At 64.8% G+C, this 19,438-nt stretch carries 20 protein-coding genes; 12 read left to right on the top strand and 8 right to left on the bottom strand.

Annotated elements, in window-relative coordinates; all coding sequences use genetic code 11:
- The first annotated feature begins 53 nt into the window (after positions 1-53).
- Complete coding sequence (locus V9F06_14685) at positions 54-1,043, top strand: heme A synthase (GenBank protein MEI2618858.1); 990 nt, start codon at positions 54-56, stop codon at positions 1,041-1,043.
- Here V9F06_14685 and V9F06_14680 read toward each other — a convergent pair.
- Entirely contained in the window at positions 1,040-1,576 is a 537-nt protein-coding gene (locus V9F06_14680) for a hypothetical protein (protein ID MEI2618857.1), read from the bottom strand. The genes V9F06_14685 and V9F06_14680 overlap by 4 nt on opposite strands.
- Positions 1,577-1,659: 83 nt before the next feature.
- Between V9F06_14680 and V9F06_14675 the strand changes: the two genes are divergently transcribed.
- The 4 genes from V9F06_14675 to V9F06_14660 all read left to right on the top strand — a co-directional run bounded on the left by V9F06_14675 (position 1,660) and on the right by V9F06_14660 (position 4,289).
- Entirely contained in the window at positions 1,660-2,307 is a 648-nt protein-coding gene (locus tag V9F06_14675; GenBank protein MEI2618856.1) for an HAD hydrolase-like protein, read from the top strand.
- Positions 2,294-2,506 carry a hypothetical protein gene (locus V9F06_14670; GenBank protein ID MEI2618855.1) on the top strand — a complete coding sequence of 71 codons (213 nt, stop codon included), beginning with the start codon at positions 2,294-2,296 and terminating at the stop codon, positions 2,504-2,506. Before V9F06_14675 ends, V9F06_14670 begins: the two co-directional genes overlap by 14 nt.
- Entirely contained in the window at positions 2,503-2,883 is a 381-nt protein-coding gene (locus V9F06_14665; protein ID MEI2618854.1) for a hypothetical protein, read from the top strand. The genes V9F06_14670 and V9F06_14665 overlap by 4 nt, the downstream gene beginning before the upstream one ends.
- 146 nt (positions 2,884-3,029) lie before the next feature.
- Positions 3,030-4,289, top strand: coding sequence for an FAD-dependent oxidoreductase (locus tag V9F06_14660; GenBank protein MEI2618853.1), 1,260 nt, complete (start codon positions 3,030-3,032; stop codon positions 4,287-4,289).
- Between the two features lie 269 nt (positions 4,290-4,558).
- On the opposite strand, the gene V9F06_14655 is transcribed toward V9F06_14660, so the two are convergent.
- Positions 4,559-4,726: a hypothetical protein gene (locus tag V9F06_14655; protein MEI2618852.1), complete on the bottom strand. Its 168-nt coding sequence runs from the start codon at positions 4,724-4,726 to the stop codon at positions 4,559-4,561.
- 209 nt (positions 4,727-4,935) lie between these two features.
- Here V9F06_14655 and V9F06_14650 point away from each other — a divergent pair, with 209 nt between their 5' ends.
- Positions 4,936-5,505 (top strand): hypothetical protein, encoded by a 570-nt coding sequence (locus tag V9F06_14650; protein ID MEI2618851.1) that lies wholly within the window; start codon positions 4,936-4,938, stop codon positions 5,503-5,505.
- 76 nt (positions 5,506-5,581) lie between these two features.
- On the opposite strand, the gene V9F06_14645 is transcribed toward V9F06_14650, so the two are convergent.
- A complete protein-coding gene (locus V9F06_14645; GenBank protein MEI2618850.1) occupies positions 5,582-5,782 on the bottom strand; it encodes a hypothetical protein in 201 nt (66 codons plus the stop codon).
- Positions 5,783-5,954: 172 nt separating this feature from the next.
- Positions 5,955-6,872 carry an NAD-dependent epimerase/dehydratase family protein gene (locus V9F06_14640; protein MEI2618849.1) on the bottom strand — a complete coding sequence of 306 codons (918 nt, stop codon included), beginning with the start codon at positions 6,870-6,872 and terminating at the stop codon, positions 5,955-5,957.
- Positions 6,873-6,996: 124 nt separating this feature from the next.
- On the opposite strand from V9F06_14640, the gene moaA reads away from it, so the two are divergent.
- From moaA to V9F06_14620, 4 genes are all read left to right on the top strand, one after another.
- Positions 6,997-8,010 (top strand): GTP 3',8-cyclase MoaA, encoded by a 1,014-nt coding sequence (moaA, locus tag V9F06_14635; GenBank protein MEI2618848.1) that lies wholly within the window; start codon positions 6,997-6,999, stop codon positions 8,008-8,010.
- Positions 8,011-8,109: 99 nt separating this feature from the next.
- On the top strand, positions 8,110-8,520 hold the full coding sequence (locus tag V9F06_14630; protein MEI2618847.1) for a FixH family protein: 411 nt from the start codon (positions 8,110-8,112) through the stop codon (positions 8,518-8,520).
- A complete protein-coding gene (locus V9F06_14625; GenBank protein ID MEI2618846.1) occupies positions 8,517-10,004 on the top strand; it encodes a FesM in 1,488 nt (495 codons plus the stop codon). The genes V9F06_14630 and V9F06_14625 overlap by 4 nt, the downstream gene beginning before the upstream one ends.
- A 5-nt stretch (positions 10,005-10,009) precedes the next feature.
- Positions 10,010-10,513, top strand: a complete 504-nt coding sequence (locus tag V9F06_14620) for a YbaK/EbsC family protein (GenBank protein ID MEI2618845.1) — start codon at positions 10,010-10,012, stop codon at positions 10,511-10,513.
- A gap of 30 nt (positions 10,514-10,543) precedes the next feature.
- Here V9F06_14620 and V9F06_14615 read toward each other — a convergent pair whose 3' ends face one another.
- Positions 10,544-12,496 carry an alpha/beta hydrolase domain-containing protein gene (locus V9F06_14615; GenBank protein MEI2618844.1) on the bottom strand — a complete coding sequence of 651 codons (1,953 nt, stop codon included), beginning with the start codon at positions 12,494-12,496 and terminating at the stop codon, positions 10,544-10,546.
- A gap of 75 nt (positions 12,497-12,571) precedes the next feature.
- Between V9F06_14615 and V9F06_14610 the strand changes: the two genes are divergently transcribed.
- Positions 12,572-14,047, top strand: coding sequence for a pyridoxal-dependent decarboxylase (locus tag V9F06_14610; GenBank protein MEI2618843.1), 1,476 nt, complete (start codon positions 12,572-12,574; stop codon positions 14,045-14,047).
- A gap of 58 nt (positions 14,048-14,105) precedes the next feature.
- Here the strand turns inward: V9F06_14610 and V9F06_14605 are convergent, their stop codons facing one another.
- From V9F06_14605 to V9F06_14595, 3 genes are read right to left on the bottom strand one after another with little or no spacing between them, the layout of a single operon-like run.
- Positions 14,106-14,507, bottom strand: a complete 402-nt coding sequence (locus tag V9F06_14605) for a cupin domain-containing protein (protein ID MEI2618842.1) — start codon at positions 14,505-14,507, stop codon at positions 14,106-14,108.
- A gap of 10 nt (positions 14,508-14,517) precedes the next feature.
- The gene (gene zapE / locus V9F06_14600; GenBank protein ID MEI2618841.1) at positions 14,518-15,555 is read right to left on the bottom strand and encodes a cell division protein ZapE; all 1,038 of its coding nucleotides are present in this window, start codon (positions 15,553-15,555) and stop codon (positions 14,518-14,520) included.
- Complete coding sequence (locus tag V9F06_14595) at positions 15,552-18,413, bottom strand: PAS domain S-box protein (GenBank protein MEI2618840.1); 2,862 nt, start codon at positions 18,411-18,413, stop codon at positions 15,552-15,554. The genes zapE and V9F06_14595 overlap by 4 nt, the downstream gene beginning before the upstream one ends.
- Before the next feature lie 168 nt (positions 18,414-18,581).
- Between V9F06_14595 and V9F06_14590 the strand changes: the two genes are divergently transcribed.
- On the top strand, positions 18,582-19,436 hold the full coding sequence (locus V9F06_14590; protein MEI2618839.1) for a class II aldolase/adducin family protein: 855 nt from the start codon (positions 18,582-18,584) through the stop codon (positions 19,434-19,436).
- The last annotated feature ends 2 nt before the right edge of the window (positions 19,437-19,438 follow it).

The raw sequence follows: 19,438 nt of genomic DNA, 5'->3' as shown, positions 1-19,438 counted from the left end.
CGTCGTATCCTTGACCGCAGGTCGATATGCACGTCCTCGGGGGTAGCTCAAGTATGGAACGATCTCGATTGAAGACCGTCGTCCGTCGGATTGCGCTGGCGAACGCGTTGGTGATGCTGCTGGTGCTGATCCAGGGTTCGCTGGTCACCAACACCAATTCGGCCGATGGCTGCGGCAACTCATGGCCGCTCTGCCACGGCCAGTTCATCCCGGAATACACACTTAAGACGGCGATCGAGTTCAGCCACCGCTTCGTGACGACGATCGCGACGGTTCTGATCTTCGCGACCGCGATTGGCGCCCTCAAGCTCTACCGCCACCGACGCGAGATGCGCATCTATGTCCCAATCATGATCGCGTTCCTGTTCTTGCAGGCCGGCCTTGGCGCGGCGGCGGTCATGTGGCCGCAGTCGGAGGAGGTCAAGGCACTACATTTCGGCATCTCGCTGATCGCCTTTGCCAGCACCGTCCTGGTCGCGGCACTGATGTACGACATCGACAGTTGGGATACGCTGCGAGACCGCCCGACCAGCAAACGACTGAGGTGGACAGTCTTGGGACTGACCGGATACACGTACATCGTCGTCTATCTCGGCGCCTACGTCAGGCACACAAACTCGATGCTCGCCTGCCTCGACTGGCCCTTGTGCAACGGGCGAATCTACCCGGGGCTCAGCGGCCCGGTCGGTATCGCGTTCACGCACCGTGTCTCGGCCGCGCTGCTGGTGGTTGGCGTGGGGATCCTGCTCTACTGGACACGCGGTCTTCGCGAAACGCGGCCAGATCTGTTCTGGGGGAGCGTCGCTGCGTTCGTCTTCGTCAGCATTCAGGCAATCGGCGGAGGGATTGTTGTTTTGACGAAAGTGAGCACGCTGGCGACGATATCGCACAGCATTCTGGTCTCACTATTCTTCGGGACGATGGCGTATCTATCGGTCCACGTCATGCCACGACCAGCAGCGGCGCGGTTGCCGGCAAGGCAGCGAAATGACTCAAGTCAGGCAGTCCCAGCCGCTTCGACTCTCAGCGCGCCCGGCGACTAGCGAGCAGCAGTCCGCGGGGCCACGCGGTCGATCTGCGTCACAAGCAAGGCATCCGGCGGGCCAGACACCACGTAGCGAATTCGCATGATCTCCGGCCGGCCGGTCGTGTAGAGCCAAGCGTGAAAGCATACCGCGTCGGCCGGCGCCGAATCGTTACAGCGAACAACCCCGATTCCGATCTGCGCTCCAACTAGCAACGGCTGGTCGACCGCGTGGCGCTCATCGATGATCGACGAGATCGTCGGCCACTGGTCGGGCGCGGCGAGACGCGTCGCATCCTCAACCGACGCAGCCTGGAGCATGGCAATGCCGAATTTCCACCCCACCTGCTGGGCAGGGGAGAGGCTGGGCGTCGAGTGATTCGCGCGAGGGCCGAGATCGAGCAGATCGAGCAAAGGGATCACCGCCAGCCCGAGGATAATCAGCACGGTGACGATCGCGATCCAGAACCCCGGGCCGCGTGATGCGTGCTCCCGGCTCTCCAGCTCGGGATCGTCGATATTCTCGAACCAGTCGGGAACCTGTTCATCCATGCGAGCATTGTACGGAGCGTCGTCCGGATTGTGCTGTAATAGCCTCCGAGAAGCGACGGCACGCGAAAGAGGACGATGAGCGAGTGAGCATCTGTGGCGTAATCTTCGACCTGGACGGGACGCTGGCCGACACACTCCCGGTCTGTTGTGCGGCATTTCGACCAGTTCTGCTCGACATAACCGGCAGGGAATACAACGATTCCGAGATCGTTGCGCTCTTCGGGCCGAACGAAGAGGGGATTCTCCGTCGACTCGCCGGGGATGATTGGCCGGCCGCGATGGAGCGCTTCCTGGCCGAATACGAAGCAAACCACGACACCTGCCCGGCGCCATTCGAAGGGATCGACGACGTTCTGCGTCGGATCGATGAACGAGGCGCGCGGCTGGCGATCATCACCGGCAAGGGCGCTGGGAGCGCGGCCATCTCCATCCAGAGGTTGGGGCTGGCCCGCTATTTCGATATTGTCCGCTCCGGATCGGCCGACGGGCTGGTCAAAGCCGATCAGATCCGCGAGATCGCAACAATCTGGGATGTGCCGGTCGAGCGGTTAGCCTACGTCGGCGACACCATCCACGATATCGAGCACGCCCAGGAGGCCGGGGCGGCCGCGATCGCTGCGGCATGGGCGGCGACCGCCAACCGAGAAGCGCTGGCACAGACCGGGCCACGCGCGCTGTTCACGTCCATTGAAGCGTTCGCCAGCTGGGTAGAACACGATGTCTGCCCATGACGACGTCATCGTGCTGTCCCGTTACCAGGTCGCGTCGCTACTGGCGCTGAGGGGGCGCGCACTCACCACCAACACCTCACCAGACCTGGGGATGACGAGCGTCGAGATCCGACTGTGCGACGACGGCGTCATCTTCCCTGGCGGAGAGATCATCCACTGGGACGATCTCGCGCAGATCGCGGCATCCGACGGATCATGACGATCGAGCTGGATCCGGCCGCGCTCGAGATTGTTCGCCAGAACCCCTGGTCGCGAGACCTCTTTGAGAGTCCGCGGCTAGAGCAGATCATCGGAGACACATTCGAGGCGATCCGAGACTTCCCGGACGCCGCATTCTCGCGGATCATCCACGATCCGCCCGCAACGAGCCTTGGCGGTGACCTGTACTCACGGGAGCTCTATCAGCAGCTCCATCGTGTCGTCTGGCCAAACGGGCGCGTCTTTCACTATATTGGAGACCCGGAGAGTGCATCCGAACGCAACATAACGCGCGGCGTGGTCCAGCGCCTCGGCGAGGCTGGGTTTCGTCGCGTCGTCCGTCGCCCGGAAGCGTTCGGCGTCGTCGCCTGGCCCTGATCGTCGGATCCGGCATCGCGCGCCCCACCGATCACACGATTGCGGCAGGATCGCCGGCCAAGCACTGGACAGCGATACCAGCCGTAACCGATACTCATACGTTGAGCGCCAGGAGAGGCGCACGGGAGACAGGCACGGGGAGAGAAATGGGCAGGACAGTCATCGTTGGCGCAGGGGTGATCGGCCTTTGCACCGCCTGGGAGCTGCAGAAGCGTGGGCGAGAGGTGCTGGTCATCGACCGTACCGGTCCCGGCGCGGGGAGCTCGTTCGGCAACGCCGGCTGGGTCGTTCGCGGCTACGCGACGCCGGTGCCAGCGCCGGGGATCGTCGCGCAGTCGATCAAGTGGATGATGCATAGCGATAGCCCGCTCTACGTCAAGCCGCGCCTCGACCCCCGGTTTGCGCTGTGGATGGTCGACTTCTGGCGACATTGCACCGACGACGCATTCCGCGACAACATGCGGGCGCTCTCGGCGCTCAACGCCAAGACGATGGCGCAGTACGACTCGCTGGCCGGCGATGGCGTCCGTTTCGAGATGCACAAGGAGGGGATGTTCATCCTCGGGCTCAGCCGCGAGATGGTCGCCCAGGAAGCGGAGCTGCTCGCCAGCATGACGGAGTTCGGCCTGGATCCTGTCCGCACCGTCTACGGTCAGGAAGTCTTCGACGCCGAGCCCGGCCTGTCACGAAACGTCGCTGGCGCGGTTGCCATCGACGGCGAACGCCACATCAAGCCGGACACGTTCGTCGACGGATTGGTCGAGGCGCTGACCGAGCGTGGGATCGAGATCCGATCGGGCGTGGATGTCTACGGCAGTTCCGGACGCGGCGGCCGGGTGACGACACTCCGGACGACGGTCGGCGATATCGAGGCAGACGAGATTGTGGTCGCCGCCGGGGCGTGGTCTGGCCCGGTCACCAAACGCATCACTGGCAAGCACCTCCCACTCGAGGCGGGCAAGGGATATAGCGTTTCGGTGGACCAGAGCCCCCCGACTATCAAGCGCACCATGAACTTCATCGAAGCGCGCTGCGCCTGCACGCCATTCTCCGACAGCCTGCGGCTTGCCGGGACGATGGAGCTGTCGGGCATCAACCTGGATATCCGGCCAGAGCGCGTCGAGGCGCTGAACAGAGCCGGCCGGAAATATCTGGCGAACTGGGACGGCGGCGGCAACGAGCGGGTCTGGGTCGGCATGCGGTCGATGACGGCCGACGGTATTCCGGTGATGGGCCGCGTCCCCGGCTCGGACAACACATGGATCGCCGCCGGCCATGCAATGCTCGGCGTCACCCTGGCCCCGGCAACAGGCGCCGTCATGGCGGACCTGATGACAACCGGCACGAGCGACGTGGACATGAAGCCATTCTCGGCAGAGCGGTTCAATATCCTGTCGCGTATCTAGTCCGACATTACCCTCGCAGGAACAGCACCGTCCGCGATCGCTTCCCCTGAACGGGGGAGCTATCGCGGACGGTGACATATATGGGCCCCGTAAACAGGTCCCACCGGCGTCCGCGATACTTTGCGGATAATTGCTCTTGTACGCATAGGGAAGAACACGACCTGACGCTGTGTGACAGGGGCGATGACACGGCGGGGCTCGAAGGCCCGCGCCATCTCGCGTCGCGGCTGAGGAGAGTCAGCTCGGCGATTGAGTGACAGGGCCGGCATCTACCGCCGAATCCGCCTCGTCGCGCTCCGGCTGATCGAAATCAGCAGGATCAGCGAACGTAACGATGAAGTCGATCGTCGGCCGAGCAGTTCAGCGTCCTCGTCGCCATTCTCAGTCACGAGCTGCACTCGCTCCTGGTCAGGCGCGACGGTCCAGATGTATCGCATGTGCCACGCCTCCCATCGACGATGCCTCGATCGTATCGTACATCAGTCCGTGATTATGTCCAACATCATGCAGCGGCCGGCGCATGATCGCGAAATCCCGACTGATACGCGACTGACACACCGCGCCTCGCGCATGTAGCGCGTCTGGCATGGCTGCGGGTGTATGGATAGTACGTGTCCTGGCAACCAGTAGTTGGGGAGGCTTTCCAATGACATACAGACGACACCGGCGGCAGGTCGCGCTCGTGATCGCGACGTTCGCGCTCGTCTTCGCCGCTTGTGGCGCGGCGGACAAAACACCAACGACGGCGCCCACCCAGCAACCAGCGGCGGTAGCGACCAGCGCCATGCCGACAGTGGCTCCGTCGCCTGACGCGACGGCCACTTCAATGGCACAGCCATCTGTCTCCACGCAGAGCGGCGCGACGCCGAGCGCTCATCACGATGAGGACGAGATTCACCTGGCCGCCACGCATGTTCTGGACGCCATGCAGCGCCACGATCGCGACCGGCTCCATGAGCTGTCGGGACATCATCTCGATGGCCACGACCACGACCGGGACATGGATCACCTGGCAACGTGCATGCCCGAGCACGCGACGGCGCGAATTGTCGACCAGCGAGTCGAAATCCACGGAGACACGGCCACGTCGACCGTGACGCTCGAGCTCACCGGTGTTGACGGGACGAAGACGACTGTCGAGCGGACATGGGCGTTCGCGAAGGACACAGACGGCGTCTGGAGACTGGCTGAGCTGCCACAGTGTCCCCTGCGGTGAGGCGATTGCGGCGCGGGAATCGGGGGACAGAACGGGTTCGTTCTGTCCCTCGCCGTTAACATTACGTCGAGTACCGTCAACCCCCCCGTTCGACAAAGACCGGGACCACCTCCAGCTCAACTCCGTGTCCCGCGCGCCCCTCAATCTGGTGGGCCGCGACCATCACCACGGCAACCGAGGCGACGGTTGCGCTGAAATAGCCCTGGTAGGCGCTATTCATGATCGTGCCAAGCAGCGCGGCTGGCCTGTTGTCGGGTTTCGTCGTGCGTTCACACAACTGTCACAGGTCAGTCATGGCTGGGCCACAGCCACAGGGAACACTAGTCAGAGCCAACACTGTGGTTGGCAATCGTTCCAGTATGGACGGGGGACCAGGTGACGACGTTCCAGGTACGTTTGCCGACTGCACACGGTGGTGACCGAGCGCGGAAGGCCGACAGCTAGCGCCGTCACCTGCCCCGAAGCGACGCAACGGTCTGCGCGATGCCGCGCTCCAGCGGGACCTCCGGCTGCCAGCCCAGCACGTCGCGGGCGCGCGTGATGGCGAGGTAGATCCGGAACGTCTCGCCCGGCTTGGCCGGCCCGTGGGCCGCCTCCCGCTGGTAGCTGGTCGCGGCCTTCAGGCTTTCGAAGATCTCGTTCACCGACGTGCCGATGCCGGACGCGATGTTGATCGCTTCGCCATCACCGCGGTCGAGCGCGGCAACGTTGGCGCGGACCGCGTCGGCAATGTAGACGTAGTCGCGCTCCTGGTCGCCGCTGCCGTTGATGATTGCCTGCTCGCCGGCCAGCATCTGGGCGGTGAAGATTGCGACAACGCCGGCCTCGCCATAGGGGTCCTGACGCGGACCGTAGACGTTCCCATACCGTAACGTCGTGAAGCTCAGCCCGTGGAGGCGTCGGTACAGACCGAGGTAGTGTTCGGGCGTGTGCTTCGAGATGCCGTAGGGTGAATCAGCGGCGATCGGATTATCCTCCGGGCAGGGCAGCGTCTCCGGCTCGCCGTAGATCGCGCCGCCGCTGGAGATGTAGATCACCTTTCCCACCCCAGCCCGACGCGCGCCTTCCAGCAGGTTGAGCGTGCCGAGGATGTTGCGCCGGCAATCATCGAGAGGGTCCGCGACCGAGTTCCGGACACTGGTCTGGGCGGCGTGGTGATTGACGATGTCCGGCCGAAGCTCGCCAAGCAGATCGACAAACGCCGACGACGAAACATCGGCGATTTCCAGTCGCGCGAGTGGGTTGACATTCTCACGCTTGCCGGCCGATAGATCGTCGACGACAACGACCTCGTGGCCGAGGTTGATATATGCGTCGACGACGTGGGAGCCGATAAATCCCGCGCCTCCGGTCACTACGATCCGCATGCTGCCCAGCCTCCGCTTTCCTCTTCCGCCGATTCTTGCCGGTCTCGCCTGAATGATCGCAGAGCGCGCGTAATATCATCAATGGCGGTATACTCAACGCATGAGTATTCAAAGGCGGGGGTGAATGATGGCGACGACCGACCTGTTGAACCGGCCACTGCGAGATCTACGGATCTCGGTGACCGACCGCTGCAACTTCCGCTGTGTCTACTGTATGCCGAAGGAGATCTTCGGCGCTAACTATCCCTTCCTGCCACATGCGGATGTGCTGACCTTCGAGGAGATCACGCGCCTGGCCGGCATCTTCGCCTCCCACGGGGTCGAGAAGATCCGCCTCACCGGCGGCGAGCCACTGGTGCGACGCAATATCGAGGATCTGGTCGCGATGCTGGTGGGGGTCGAGGGCATCCACGACATCGCGATGACGACGAACGGCTCGCTGCTGTCGGCGAAGAAGGCGCAGGCGCTGAAGGCCGCCGGGCTCCAACGCATCACCATATCGCTCGATTCGCTCGACGACACGGTCTTCAAGTCGATGAACGATGTCAACTTCCCGGTCACCAAGGTGTTGCAGGCGATCGACAATGCGGCGGGGGCCGGCCTCTCACCGGTGAAGATCGACATGGTCGTCAAGCGCGGCTACAACGCAGATAGCATCCTCGGGATGGCCGAGCACTTCCGCGGCAACGGGATTATCCTGCGCTTCATCGAGTTCATGGATGTCGGCAACACCAACGGTTGGCGAATGGAAGACGTCGTGTCGGCGCGCGAGATCCTCGATACGATCGACGCCAAGTGGCCAATCGAGGCAGTCGAGCCGAACTACACCGGCGAAGTTGCTACCCGCTGGCGCTATCGGGATGGCGGCGGCGAGTTCGGTATCATCGCCTCGGTGACGATGCCGTTCTGCGGCAACTGCACCCGCGTTCGCCTTTCCGCAGATGGCCAGCTCTATACCTGCCTGTTCGGCACACGCTCCCACGACTTCCGGGCGTTGCTGCGCGGCGGCGCGTCCGACGACGAGGTCTTCTCGGTGCTTGGCCGCGTCTGGGGCAACCGCGCCGACCGCTACTCCGAATTACGCTCGGAGAATACGGCCCAGCTCAAGAAGGTCGAAATGTCCCGCATCGGCGGCTGATCCCGACTCGCCCACCCGGAGTTCGCGCCGCGCCGCTGGCGTATGCTTACCGCGGGATAGGTTGTGTTGTCGATCACAAGCTCAGAGGATGAAGATATTATGTCGCCTGTGAACCGGCGCTTCGCGCTGGCACTCGTCGTCATGCTGCTCGTCATCCCGCCCTCGCTGACAGCGTGTAGCCGTGGCAACTCCGCCTCGACAGACGGCAGTGCATTGGCGTGGAAGGTCGAGCCATCCCCGCCTGCCCGTGGCCCAGCCACGATCACGATCGAGCCGCGCTACGACGACCACACGCCGATCACCGGCGCGAAGCTGGAGATCGAGGGCAACATGAACCACGCCGGCATGGCGCCGGTGATCGCCACCCTGACGGAGACAACGCCGGGAACATACGTCTCGGACGGATTCGAGTTCACGATGGGCGGCGACTGGGTCATCAGCGTTCGCGGCACACTTCCCGACGGCACGCCGTATCAGGCGCAGATCGACGTGGGGGGTGTTGGCGGATGACCTCGCAGCCATTGACTGTCTTCGATCGTCACCAACGCCCCTATCGCCGGCGAGATCTCCTGCGCGTCCCGCTGCTGGGCCGCCTGGCGCGCTGGAAGCACGGGCGCAGCGCGATGCAGGTCCCCCTGTTGATCCTGGCGGCGCTCGTGATCTACGACGGCCTCGTTGGCCCGTCGCTGGCGCCGAAAAACCTCGCCGGAGTGCTGCCGTGGGTCCACTGGCGTGGTCTGGTGGTGCTGGCGCTGCTCCTGGTGGGCAATCTGTTCTGCATGGCTTGTCCGTTCATGCTGCCACGCCGATTGGCGAAGAAGCTCGGGATCAACAATCGCTCCTGGCCCCGCTGGCTGCCGGGCAAGTGGCTGGCTGCCGGGCTGCTGGTGGCGTATTTCTGGGTCTACGAGGCATTCGACCTGTGGTCCAGCCCATGGCTGACAGCCTGGGTCGTCGCAGGCTATTTCCTGGCGGCATTCGCTGTCGACGCCTTCTTCAAAGGCGCGGCATTCTGCAAGCATGTCTGTCCGATCGGACAGTTCAACTTCGTCAACTCGATGATCTCGCCGGCCGAAGTCGCCGTTCGCAACCCGCAGACCTGCCTCGAATGCACAACGAAGGACTGCATCAGCGGCCGGCTCGATCCCGTGACGGCAACGATCAGCCAACCCGGCTGCGAACTCTGGCTCTTCCAGCAACGCAAGGTCGGCAACATGGATTGCACGTTCTGCCTGGACTGCGTTCGTGCCTGCCCATACGACAATGTCGGCGTCCTCTATCGCAACCCGCTCAACGATCTGACATCGACAGCCAACCGCTCGGGGATCGGGCGGCTGGGGGAGCGGCTGGACTACACCGCGCTGATTCTCATCCTCGTCTTCGGCTCAGTCGTCAACGCCTTCGGGATGGTCAGCCCGGTCTACCGGCTGGAGCGCTGGCTGTCGGGCGTGCTCGGCATCTCCAACGGGCCGGTGCTGCTGCTGCTGATCTTTCTGGCTGGCATCGCCGTGATCCCGGTCGCATTGACGGCGCTCGCAGCGTGGTCGAGCCTGCAACTGGCCGGCCCGGGTGGTGGGCCGACTGGCGTCGCGGCAACCGCTGCGCGGTACGTCCCGGCCCTGATCCCGCTCGGCTTCGCGATGTGGTTCGCCCACTACGGCTACCACTTCTTCAGCGGCGCGCTCACGATCGTGCCGGTGACGCAGTCGTTCCTGGCCGACATGGGCGTCGGATTCCTCGGCGAGCCGCGCTGGGATCTCGCGGCGATCCTCCCCGTCAAGGTCATTGACTACGTTGAAATGATCGCGCTCGGGCTCGGCTTCTACGCCGCCTTTGCCGCGCTGCGCGCGGTTGCCGGCCGCATCCATAGCAACCGATCGGTCGCCCTTCGCGCCGTCACTCCCTGGATCATTCTGGCGGCGCTACTGCTCGGCGTCAGTGTCCTGCTGATGTCGCTGCCGATGGACATGCGCGGCGTGTCGCTGGGCAGCTGAGCGGGATGGAGCACGACCCGCGAACCGTTGCGGCGTATGACAGGATCGTCGCCCTCCTCGAACAGCTGGAGATCCCGTGCCAGTCATGGCGGCACCAACCGGTGCTGAACTACGACGATGCCGCGCTGGCCCGGCACGAGGCCGGATTCGACGGAATCGAGAGCAAGGTGGTCGTCTGCGAGACGGATCGTGGGCTGGTCGTCTACCTGACGACCGCCGGCCAGCGCATGGATCAGCGAGCAGTAAAGCGCCTCACCGGAGCGCGCTCGGCCCGGCTCGCTACACCCGACACGCTGATGGATCGACTCGGGGCGGTGCCGGGCTCTGCCTACCCGTTCGGCTTCGACGCCAGCGTCCCGATCGTCGTCGACCCGGCGCTCTACACAATCGACCAGCTGCTGTTCAGCCCCGCCCTGCCGACCGTCACCTTCCAGATCAGCGGCGCCGACCTCCAACGCATCCTTGCCTCAATCGCCAACCCGGTGTTCGAGGTAGCGCCGAGGCCCTGAGCCGATTGGCGGAACGCCGCCACCGCGCCCCTACGCCGGCACGATTGGCTCCCCGCGCATCGCGTAGTCATAGCGCTCGGCGGCGTTGGTTACGATGACGTCGATGTCTTCGTCGAGCACGTAGCGCTGCCCAGCAAGCGCTGCCGCCGCCTCGCGGACACGAGCGAGGAAGTCGTCTCGGGTCGGATACCGCTCCTCGAGTGACGGGCGCGGGTCGCCGGCCGCTTCACGCTCCGCGCGAGTGCGGTGAAAGAACACCGTGATGCCCTGCATCGGAATGATGAGATCTTCGCCGCCCGTCTCCGGGGCGCGTGGGTTCCAGCCGGTAAGCGTCGAGACTGGAACGGTCAGGTCTGGCAGCCGAATGCCGCCAACTTCGTTACCATCGGCATCGACCGCCGAGACCAGCGACGGATAACGCTCGCCCTCGACCGCCGGAAAGCGGCCGATCCCCTCGCTGGCACGTTCGCCAAGATCGACACGCCGTATGCGGAGGATCTTCTCCGGGTCCGGAAGCCGGAAACCGGGGATATCGGGCATGCTATCGAGCGCTGCCGCGCGGGTGACGAGGCTGCGATCGGCTAAGCGTGGGTGGGCGTTCGTTGGCGGCGCGACGCCAGCGCTGACCCAACGATCGAGATTGACCAGCTCCGCGCGCAGCAGCGGCGTGTAGTCGAGCGTGTTGAACCAGTAGCGTCCCTTCGCGCCGTCGGCGACGCTCTCGCAGCCGAGCGGCAATGTCCCCGGGCCGTGTTGCGTGCCAGCGAGGTGATAGATCCGCGTCTCGAGATCAGCCGGCAAATCGGCCGTGCCGTCCTGCGAGACATGCATCAGCGCGCAGTCGCCGCGCCAGTATTCGGCCGACGAGTTGGTCTGGATGACCTTCGGGCAGCCGCCAAGCGCGCGCTGACGCGCCAGCAGGCTGGCATCGTCGAACGGCGCGAGATGGCCGAAGCCGGGCGTGTACTGCACCGATGGTTGGCCGAACCGGTGGTTGAACTCGCCGCGTCGCGCGCCGCCGACGTGCGGCATCAGACCATCGAAGACCTGCCGGCCCTCTTCATCGAGATTGAGCCCCAGCCAGAGGAAGTGACGCAGCAGCCGGCCATCCTGCGAGACACCGAAGCCGTAGGCAAGATCGAGCGCCCCGGCCAGCGGATTGTCCGCTGTCACGTCGTGCTTCAGGAACGAAGCGACGTCGCGGATCGCCAGCAGCCCGCAGCCGACCACCGGCGCGCGGTCGGTTGTGTAGACCAGCTCGTAGATCTTGCCCGGCTCGAAGCCGTCCGCCAGCCAGAAGTGCTCGCCATCCGGCACGACCTCTCCACCCTCCTCACGGGCGAATCGCCAATGGTCACGCGGGATGACGCGCGGCGCGTCGTCATCGAAGTCGCGGACGGTCAGCGCCGCGCCGGCCTCGTCGACGTCCGCGGCCGGGTACGGGTGGTGGACGCGATCGGCTAGCAGATGGGTGTGGTGCGCCACGCTCGGCTGAAAGCGCAGGACGGTCTGGCCCGCAATGTGCCGGCCGCCGTCCATCGCCAGCGGCGCGTCCAGCCCCATCAGCGCCTCGCTGCGAACGACGTCCCACTGCCAGCCGATCCAGCCAACAGCGTAGCCGTGGCGATAGAGGAAGCCGTCGCCAGGCGGGATATCGCGGGTCGGGATCAATCCCCCGGCAGCGCGATTGAGCTGGCCAGACAACAGCTTGCGTCCGCGGTTGGGGACCTCCAGGAACAGTCGCCGATTTCCGCGCGACGGATCGGCCGGCCGGAGCAGGCAGAAGTCAGCGCTGAACTGCACGCGGCCGCGTTCGTCGCGCGGCGCGAGGGCGAGGTCGACGATCTTCTGGTTGGCAGGGTTGCTGGGGTCGACTGCGAAGTGCAGTCGCGCGTCCAGGCGCTCGTAGGCGCCGGCCTCGCCAAACTCCACTCCCCCGGCATATGGCTCACGACTCAGTGTCTCGCAACGGACGACTGCCATGTCTCACTCCTCTCGCGCCGTATGATGGTCTTCCAGATGCAGTGTAGAGCCATCGGCCGCGGAGGAGGAGCAGGGATGACGAACGAGACACCGCAAAGCAAGACCGAACCGGCGCCATCCGGCGATGCGTTTGCCCATGTCGCCGCCGCGCTCGACCATGCACACGCGCTGTCTCGCGCATGGGTCGGCGGGCTCGATGATCAGCCGGTCAGTCTCCGGCTCGGGCCTGAAGAAATGGCGACGCTGCTCAATGAACCGTTGCCGGAGGCTGGCATCGACGCCGCAGCAGCCGTCAGCGAGTGGCTCGAACGGGCGCGGCCTGGCATCACCGCCTCGCCGGGGCCGCGCTTTTTCGGCTTCGTCAACGGTGGCTCGACGCCCGCCGCGCTGGCCGGCGACTGGCTGGCCTCGGCGATCGACCAAAACGCCGGCTTCTGGCTCTCCAGCCCGGCAGCAGCCCAGACCGAGCTCGTCGTGATCGATTGGCTGAAGGACCTGTTCGGCCTGCCGGCCGAGTGGACCGGCGCGATGACCAGCGGAGGGACGATGTCGAACCTGGTCGGCCTGGCCGCCGCGCGTCAGTGGGCGGGCCAGCAGCGGGGATTCGATCCAGCCGCCGATGGCCTCGCTGGTCACCCGCCGATCCCGGTCATCTCCTCGACCGAGATCCACGCCAGCGCGCTCAAGTCACTCGGAACCCTCGGCATCGGTCGCAATACCGTGCGGAAGGTTGCCGCGCCGGGTGGGGCAGTCGATCTCGTGGCGCTGGAGCGAGCGCTGGACGAGACCGAAGGGGCGGTCATCGTCGTCGCCAACGCTGGCGAGGTCAACACCGGCGCATTCGACGCCCTCCGCGAGGTCGCCGCGCTCTGTCGCGCGCACCCCGGCGGCGCGTGGCTCCACGTCGATGGCGCATTCGGGTTGTTCGCTGCCGCGTCTCCGAAGTACCGCTCGCTGGTCAAGGGAGTCGAGCTGGCGGATTCGGTCGCAGCCGACGGCCACAAGTGGCTGAACGTGCCGTATGACTGCGGCTTCGCCTTTGTCCGCGACGCCGACGCGCTGCGGGGCGCATTCAACGCAACGGGCGCGTACATCGCCGCGACAGCCGGGAGCGGCTGGGATCCCTCGTCGCACGTGCCGGAGATGTCGCGCCGCTTCCGAGCGCTGCCGGCCTGGTGTGCGCTGAAGGCGTATGGGCGCGACGGGTATCGTCAACTGGTGGAGCGCTGCTGCGCCAACGCGTCCGCGTTCTCCGACTGGGTCGAGGCAACATCTGGCGTCGAGGCACTGGCCCCGACACCATTGAATATCGCCTGCTTCCGCGCGATCGAGCCGGGATTGTCGGGCGACGAGACTGACGAATTGAATCGCGCGACCGTCGCGGCAATCCAGCGCGATGGGCGCGCGTTCGTGACTGCAACAATCTGGAACGGTCGCACAGCGGTCCGCGCAGCGTTCGATAACTGGGCAACAACACCCGACGACGTCGTGATCCTTCAGGAGGCAGTCGCCGACGCCCGCGAGACAGCTCTCAGGGATATGGGCCGGTGACGCACGCGGCCGGCTGGCATTCGCACGCGACTCTGCTGCTACCCGACGTGCCTGTTTGCTATGAGGGCGCTGTTTCTGATCGAGGCGACCAGCGGCGGACATCACGTTCGGGGTCGAGATAGCGAGCCTCGAAGATCGGCTCGGCGAGGATCGCCAGCATCTGCAGTACGCCATCGCCGGTGTTGCGGAAGCCGTGGACGGCCCCGGCCGGGATCAACACGCTCACGCCGGCCGTCACCTGCTGGCGACCATCGCCAACCCAGACTTCGGCCTCACCCGCGACGACCCGAAGCACCTCCTCGACGGCGTGAACGTGCGACGGCGCGCCATGTCCCGGCGCGCACCACTGCTCGAAGACGCACAGCTGATGGGCGCCGGTTGTCGCTGACGCATACATTCGGGTCTTGACGCCATCGCGCCAGACTTCGATCTCGCAGTCCGCCTCGGATCGAATGCGCATTACGAATCTCCTACTCCTCGCCGGCGAGCTCCGCGCCGTGTGGCTGATCCAGCGGTTGGGCCAACATCTCGTGTAATCGCGACTGACATCGACGAAACTTGCGCTCGAATCCACCGTATCCGTAGCTGGGCGGGAAGAGATCCTCCGGCAGGCAATCGCTGGAGACCAGTAGCGGAATGCTCCGGTCATAGACTTTGTCGATGAAATGCACGAAACGCAGCGCCATATCCTGGTCTTCGATCGGCGCCAGTCCGTCGATGGCCAGCACATCGAAGTCGCGGATCATGTCACTGAAATGGATCGGTGGGATCGTCACCATCAGGCGCTGAAGCTCGAGCCAGCGGATCGGTTCGGCCTGGTCATCGAGAACATCGCGTGGGACGATCCGCGGCAGTGCATCGTCGTTGCCGAAGCGCCGATGCCGATAGTCATCTCCGTCTATCCGAATAGACTCGAACACTGCCGCCAGGCTGCCAATCTCGCGCTCGAACTCATCCGCGCTGAACCGCCCTCTGCCGAGCTCGCCGGGCAGCGTATTCGACGTGACGATCAACCGCGTGCCACGCTCCAGCACAGCGCGAACAAACGAGGTCGCCAGCATCGTATTGCCGGGGTCGTCCAGCTCGAACTCGTCCAGACAGATCAGTCGCGCCTGTCCGAGCAGATCCACGGCCTGCGGCATTCCGAGCGCGCCAACAGCGTAGGTCAGGTCGGCAAACGACAGGTACGCCTTCGGCACGCAGGCGGCGTGGCTGGCCGCCGCCAGCAAGTGTGTCTTGCCAACACCAAACCGGCCGTCGAGGTAGAGCGCCTGCCAGCCTGGCTGGGCTCCCCCGCGCCGCAACCGGCTGAGCAATCCGCGCCGCGCGTCCCCGTTGTCGAAGTCATGCGCCGCTACACTCAGACGATCTCGCGCCCGTTCCTGCGATGGATACCCCGGATCTGGCTGATAGCTGTCGAAGGTTGCGTCGTCAAAGCGCGGCGGCACGACGAACGAGGCCAGCGTCGGCGGCACGACATCGCGCCGGTCGGGCTGCGCCCTACTCACTCCCCGTCTCCCACGCCGAACCGGGGAGTCTGACGAGGAAGCGTGAAGCTGAAGGTTGACCCGTGCGTTGCGTCGCTATCGACCCAGATTCTCCCGCCATGCGCCTCGACGATCCCAGTCGCAACATACAGCCCCAGGCCGAGCCCCTCGGTCGATCCGCGCAACCCGGTGATCCCGCTGAAGTAACGCTCGAAAACGCGTTCGCGAAGCTGCGAAGACACTCCCGGCCCTTCATCACGAACCGACACCACAACGCTATCGTCGTTGGGCCGGAGGTCCACCGTTACGGTCGTGCCCGGAGGGCTGTAACGGATCGCATTATTCAGCAGGTTCGATAGCACCTGGGTGACGCGGGTACTGTCGATCTCCACCCTGACTGGCTCGACCGGGCCAACGTATTCCACGGTATGAGTCTCGGTGGTGATCTGCGCCTCGGCGACGGCGTCAACGGCAATCTGGCTCAGATCGGCCGGCGCAAGGATCAGCCGCAGCCGCTTCTCCTCGATCCGCGAGACGTCGAGCAGGCGGTTGACGAGATCTGCCATCCGGTTGACCTGCATATCGATGGTCTCCAGCGGGCTCAACCACTCCTGGCCCGACGCATTCTTCCGGGCGCGGCGCAGCAGCAGCTGGGCAAACCCTTTCATCGATGTCAGGGGGCTACGCAACTCGTGAGCTGCCACCGCGAGGAACTGGTCCCGCGCGCGCGCCGACTCCTGCGCCTCGCGGTAGAGCCGTGAGTTATCGATCGCGACGGCCGCCCGGCGGGCCAGATGCTGAGCCATAGAAAGGTCGTCCGCATCGTAATTGCGCCCTGGCCGGGCTCGAATGAGCGAAATAGCGCCGAGAGTGCGGTCGCGGGCGACGATCGGCACGACGATCGCCGAGCTGAACCCGGACTGTCTGAGGCGACGGACACGCTGATCATCATCGAAGTCACCGTCACACCCGATGGCGCTCACCGAATACAGCCGCGATTGACCGCTGCGAGTGACGTCGGCGACGATATCCTCCAGTTCCGATTCGAACGAACGGACTGGGTCATGCTCATGGTCCTGGTCAGCGCTCTCGACCGCCTCGCGCTGCAATTGGTCCGCGTCATCCACCACATGAATGACACACACGTCCGCCTCGGACGGCGCTGCCAGCCGAGCAACGCGTGTCAGCGCCGTATGGTAGTCAAGCGACGACGCAAGGATGCGCGTCGCCTCACTCAGGAATATCTGGTGCTGCTCGTTACGGCGGCGCGCGTCAATATCGACGCAGGAGCCTGTATAGCCGCGGAAGGTCCCATCCGTGTCGTAGCGCGGAATACCGGTCGCGAGCACCCAACGGAATTCGCCATCATGGTGGCGTAGCCGGTATTCGATTTCATAGGCTGTTCGCGCGTCGAACGCAGCCTGGAACCGGGTCATCGTCCGATCCCGATCGTCGAGGTGGAGATTCTCCAGCCAGCCGATGCCGAGATCCCGCTCGATCGGTCGGCCGGTGAACTCGCGCCAACTCCGGTTTACGTATTCAACCTGGCCGATCGCCGATGTCAACCAGATCATGATCGGGACGCTCTCGGCCATCGCCCGGAACCGGTCTTCGCTCTCGCGCAATGACGCGAGAGCCCTCCGGCGTTCGATGAACTGACCAACCTGATGGCCGATGGTGACCAGGACTGCATCGAGCGCGTCGTCCGGCCGATCAACCTCGACACCGTAGAACTCCATCACGCCGAGGATGCGGCCCTCGGCCTCGACCGGGAACGCTGCGCCTGACCGCAACCCCGTCGCCAGCGCGCTGTCAGTGCGTTGAAACGCCAGGTCGCGAGCGATGTCCGCAACCCAGATCACCTGCCTCGCCCGCCAGACACGGTCGGGAAGGCTGTTTGGCATGGCGCCACGTCGTGAATCCAGCTCGAACGCCGTGATATCGATCGCGGACGCGCTCCAGACATCAACGCACTGAAGCGTTTCGGTCACCGCATCCGGCGCCCAGAATGTGCCAACATCCCATGCACTCGCAACGCCGACCGCCTTCAGGACGGAACGAATGCCCTCCGTCAGCGACTCGGCGGTCGCAAGGGCGCGCGCCACCTCGTACTGCGCGGAGATGCGCGACTCAGCGCGCTTGCGTTCCCGGAGGTCGACCGAGACAACGACATGCCCTATCGGCTCGTTCGCGCTACTGTACAGCGACGAGATTGTCGTCAGAACAGGGAGTTGCCCGCCGTCGCGGAGCCGAACCACGAGCTCACCTTCCCACGTCGCATGGGTGGAGAGGTGGTGGAAGATGGCGTCCGCGTGTAGCCGGTCAACCATCTCAACGAGCAGATGCGCGAGGTTCCGGCCAACCATCTCAGCACGTGGGTAGCCGAACAGCCCCTCAGCGCCGCTGCTCCAGAGGATCACCCGGCCGGCTATGTCGGTCGCTATCACCGCGCCCTGGGCCTGGTCGATGACCTGCGCCTGAAACGCCAGCTGCTCCTCAACCGTTGCCCAGTCAGTGACATTCTTGACCGTGCCGACAAGCCCGACGATCTCTCCACTGTCGTTGCGTAGCGGGCCACTGGCGAGCAGCGCCGGGAACGTCCTGCCATCCTTGTGGCGATAGACAACACGTTCTTCGGACGCCGCGCCTCGAAAGTACCGATCGCTAAGCCCGACATCGTTCTCGTCTAGTAACCACCAGGGATGCGGAGGTCGCGTGCCGATCACCTCATCGCGATCGAACCCGACGAGATCGAGAAACGCCTGGTTCACCTCGATGATCGTGCCATCGACGGAACGCAGGACGAATCCATCCTGAACTCCGTCGATCAGCGATCTCAGGTACGAGGGCAAGGTAGCCATGGTTCGCTCAGACGCCATCCACGCTCCATTGTCGAGGTTCTGGCAAGATGACATCGGGTCTCATCGGCGGCTCCGCGGTCAGGGTCGATCACCCGGGACCAGGAAGCCCGATCGACCGGCAATCGATAATACTACGATCAGGCTGCTGCCCATTCCAGCAGTGACCTTCACGGATGGGAGATGCCGTTGACTGCCACACCGACCGGGATCGACACCTGGATTGCCGAGATGGCGTCAGCCGCCGTCCGGCTCGCCGCGCTTCGCGCCGTCGAAGGCGCAGCCGGGAATATCTCATTGTTCCTGCCTGACGATACACCGGGTCTCGACCGCTTCCTGTCCGAGCGCATGCCACGAGCTGGCAAGGCGGATGTCGGAGACAGCGCCGCATTGCCTCCCGGCGTGTTACTCATCACCGGCACCGGCCGGCGGCTGCCCGACCTCGCTCGCGACCCCGACCAGGCGCTGTGCGCCATCGCCTTCGATCAGGAAGGCGCAGTGTGGCTACACCGCGCGCCCGGTGATGTCCGGCCAACGAGTGAGATCGATAGCCATCTCGGCATCCATGCCGCGACGCTGGCCGGCCACGCTCGCGTTCATGCCGTCGTCCACGCCCAGCCACCGAAGCTGACCTGGCTCTCACACATCCCCGCCTACCAGGATCAGGCGCGCCTGAACCGCCAACTGCTCCGTTGGCAGCCGGAGACGATGGTTATGCTCTCGGATGGAATCTGCGTCTTGCCGTTCGTCACTCCCGGCACGCCCGAACAGGGCGAGCTGACGGCACGGGCCATGCGACAACATCGACTGGTGATCTGGTCGCAGCACGGCGTCGTCGCTCGCTCGGATCGCGGCCCGGCTGGCTGTGTCGACTTGATCGATTATGTCGAGACGGTGGCGGAGTACGAGGTGATCGACCTCATCGCCGGCCGGCCAGCTACGGGGCTGACGCTTGACCAGCTCCGCCAGATCGCTCGGCGCTTCGGCCTCTCCAGCGATCTGCTGGACAGCCTCCCGGAGGGTGTGCTGCTTCCCGGAAGCTGATG

Source organism: Thermomicrobiales bacterium (assembly GCA_037045155.1).
Classification (GTDB): Bacteria; Chloroflexota; Chloroflexia; order Thermomicrobiales; family CFX8; genus JAMLIA01.
Note: the sequence above shows the minus strand (reverse complement) of the source record. Positions and strands in the feature narration are given on the sequence as shown.

Bases quoted from the DNA above. Each gene is read 5' to 3' on its own strand.
- V9F06_14615 (MEI2618844.1), bottom strand. From the start codon at position 12,496: ATGGCAGTCGTCCGTTGCGAGACACTGAGTCGTGAGCCATATGCCGGG.
- V9F06_14625 (MEI2618846.1), top strand. From the start codon at position 8,517: ATGACCTCGCAGCCATTGACTGTCTTCGATCGTCACCAACGCCCCTAT.
- V9F06_14670 (MEI2618855.1), top strand. From the start codon at position 2,294: ATGTCTGCCCATGACGACGTCATCGTGCTGTCCCGTTACCAGGTCGCG.
- V9F06_14680 (MEI2618857.1), bottom strand. From the start codon at position 1,576: ATGGATGAACAGGTTCCCGACTGGTTCGAGAATATCGACGATCCCGAG.
- V9F06_14660 (MEI2618853.1), top strand. From the start codon at position 3,030: ATGGGCAGGACAGTCATCGTTGGCGCAGGGGTGATCGGCCTTTGCACC.
- V9F06_14650 (MEI2618851.1), top strand. From the start codon at position 4,936: ATGACATACAGACGACACCGGCGGCAGGTCGCGCTCGTGATCGCGACG.
- moaA (MEI2618848.1), top strand. From the start codon at position 6,997: ATGATGGCGACGACCGACCTGTTGAACCGGCCACTGCGAGATCTACGG.
- V9F06_14620 (MEI2618845.1), top strand. From the start codon at position 10,010: ATGGAGCACGACCCGCGAACCGTTGCGGCGTATGACAGGATCGTCGCC.
- V9F06_14605 (MEI2618842.1), bottom strand. From the start codon at position 14,507: ATGCGCATTCGATCCGAGGCGGACTGCGAGATCGAAGTCTGGCGCGAT.
- V9F06_14665 (MEI2618854.1), top strand. From the start codon at position 2,503: ATGACGATCGAGCTGGATCCGGCCGCGCTCGAGATTGTTCGCCAGAAC.
- V9F06_14640 (MEI2618849.1), bottom strand. From the start codon at position 6,872: ATGCGGATCGTAGTGACCGGAGGCGCGGGATTTATCGGCTCCCACGTC.
- V9F06_14630 (MEI2618847.1), top strand. From the start codon at position 8,110: ATGTCGCCTGTGAACCGGCGCTTCGCGCTGGCACTCGTCGTCATGCTG.
- V9F06_14685 (MEI2618858.1), top strand. From the start codon at position 54: ATGGAACGATCTCGATTGAAGACCGTCGTCCGTCGGATTGCGCTGGCG.
- V9F06_14595 (MEI2618840.1), bottom strand. From the start codon at position 18,413: ATGGCGTCTGAGCGAACCATGGCTACCTTGCCCTCGTACCTGAGATCG.
- V9F06_14655 (MEI2618852.1), bottom strand. From the start codon at position 4,726: ATGCGATACATCTGGACCGTCGCGCCTGACCAGGAGCGAGTGCAGCTC.
- V9F06_14610 (MEI2618843.1), top strand. From the start codon at position 12,572: ATGACGAACGAGACACCGCAAAGCAAGACCGAACCGGCGCCATCCGGC.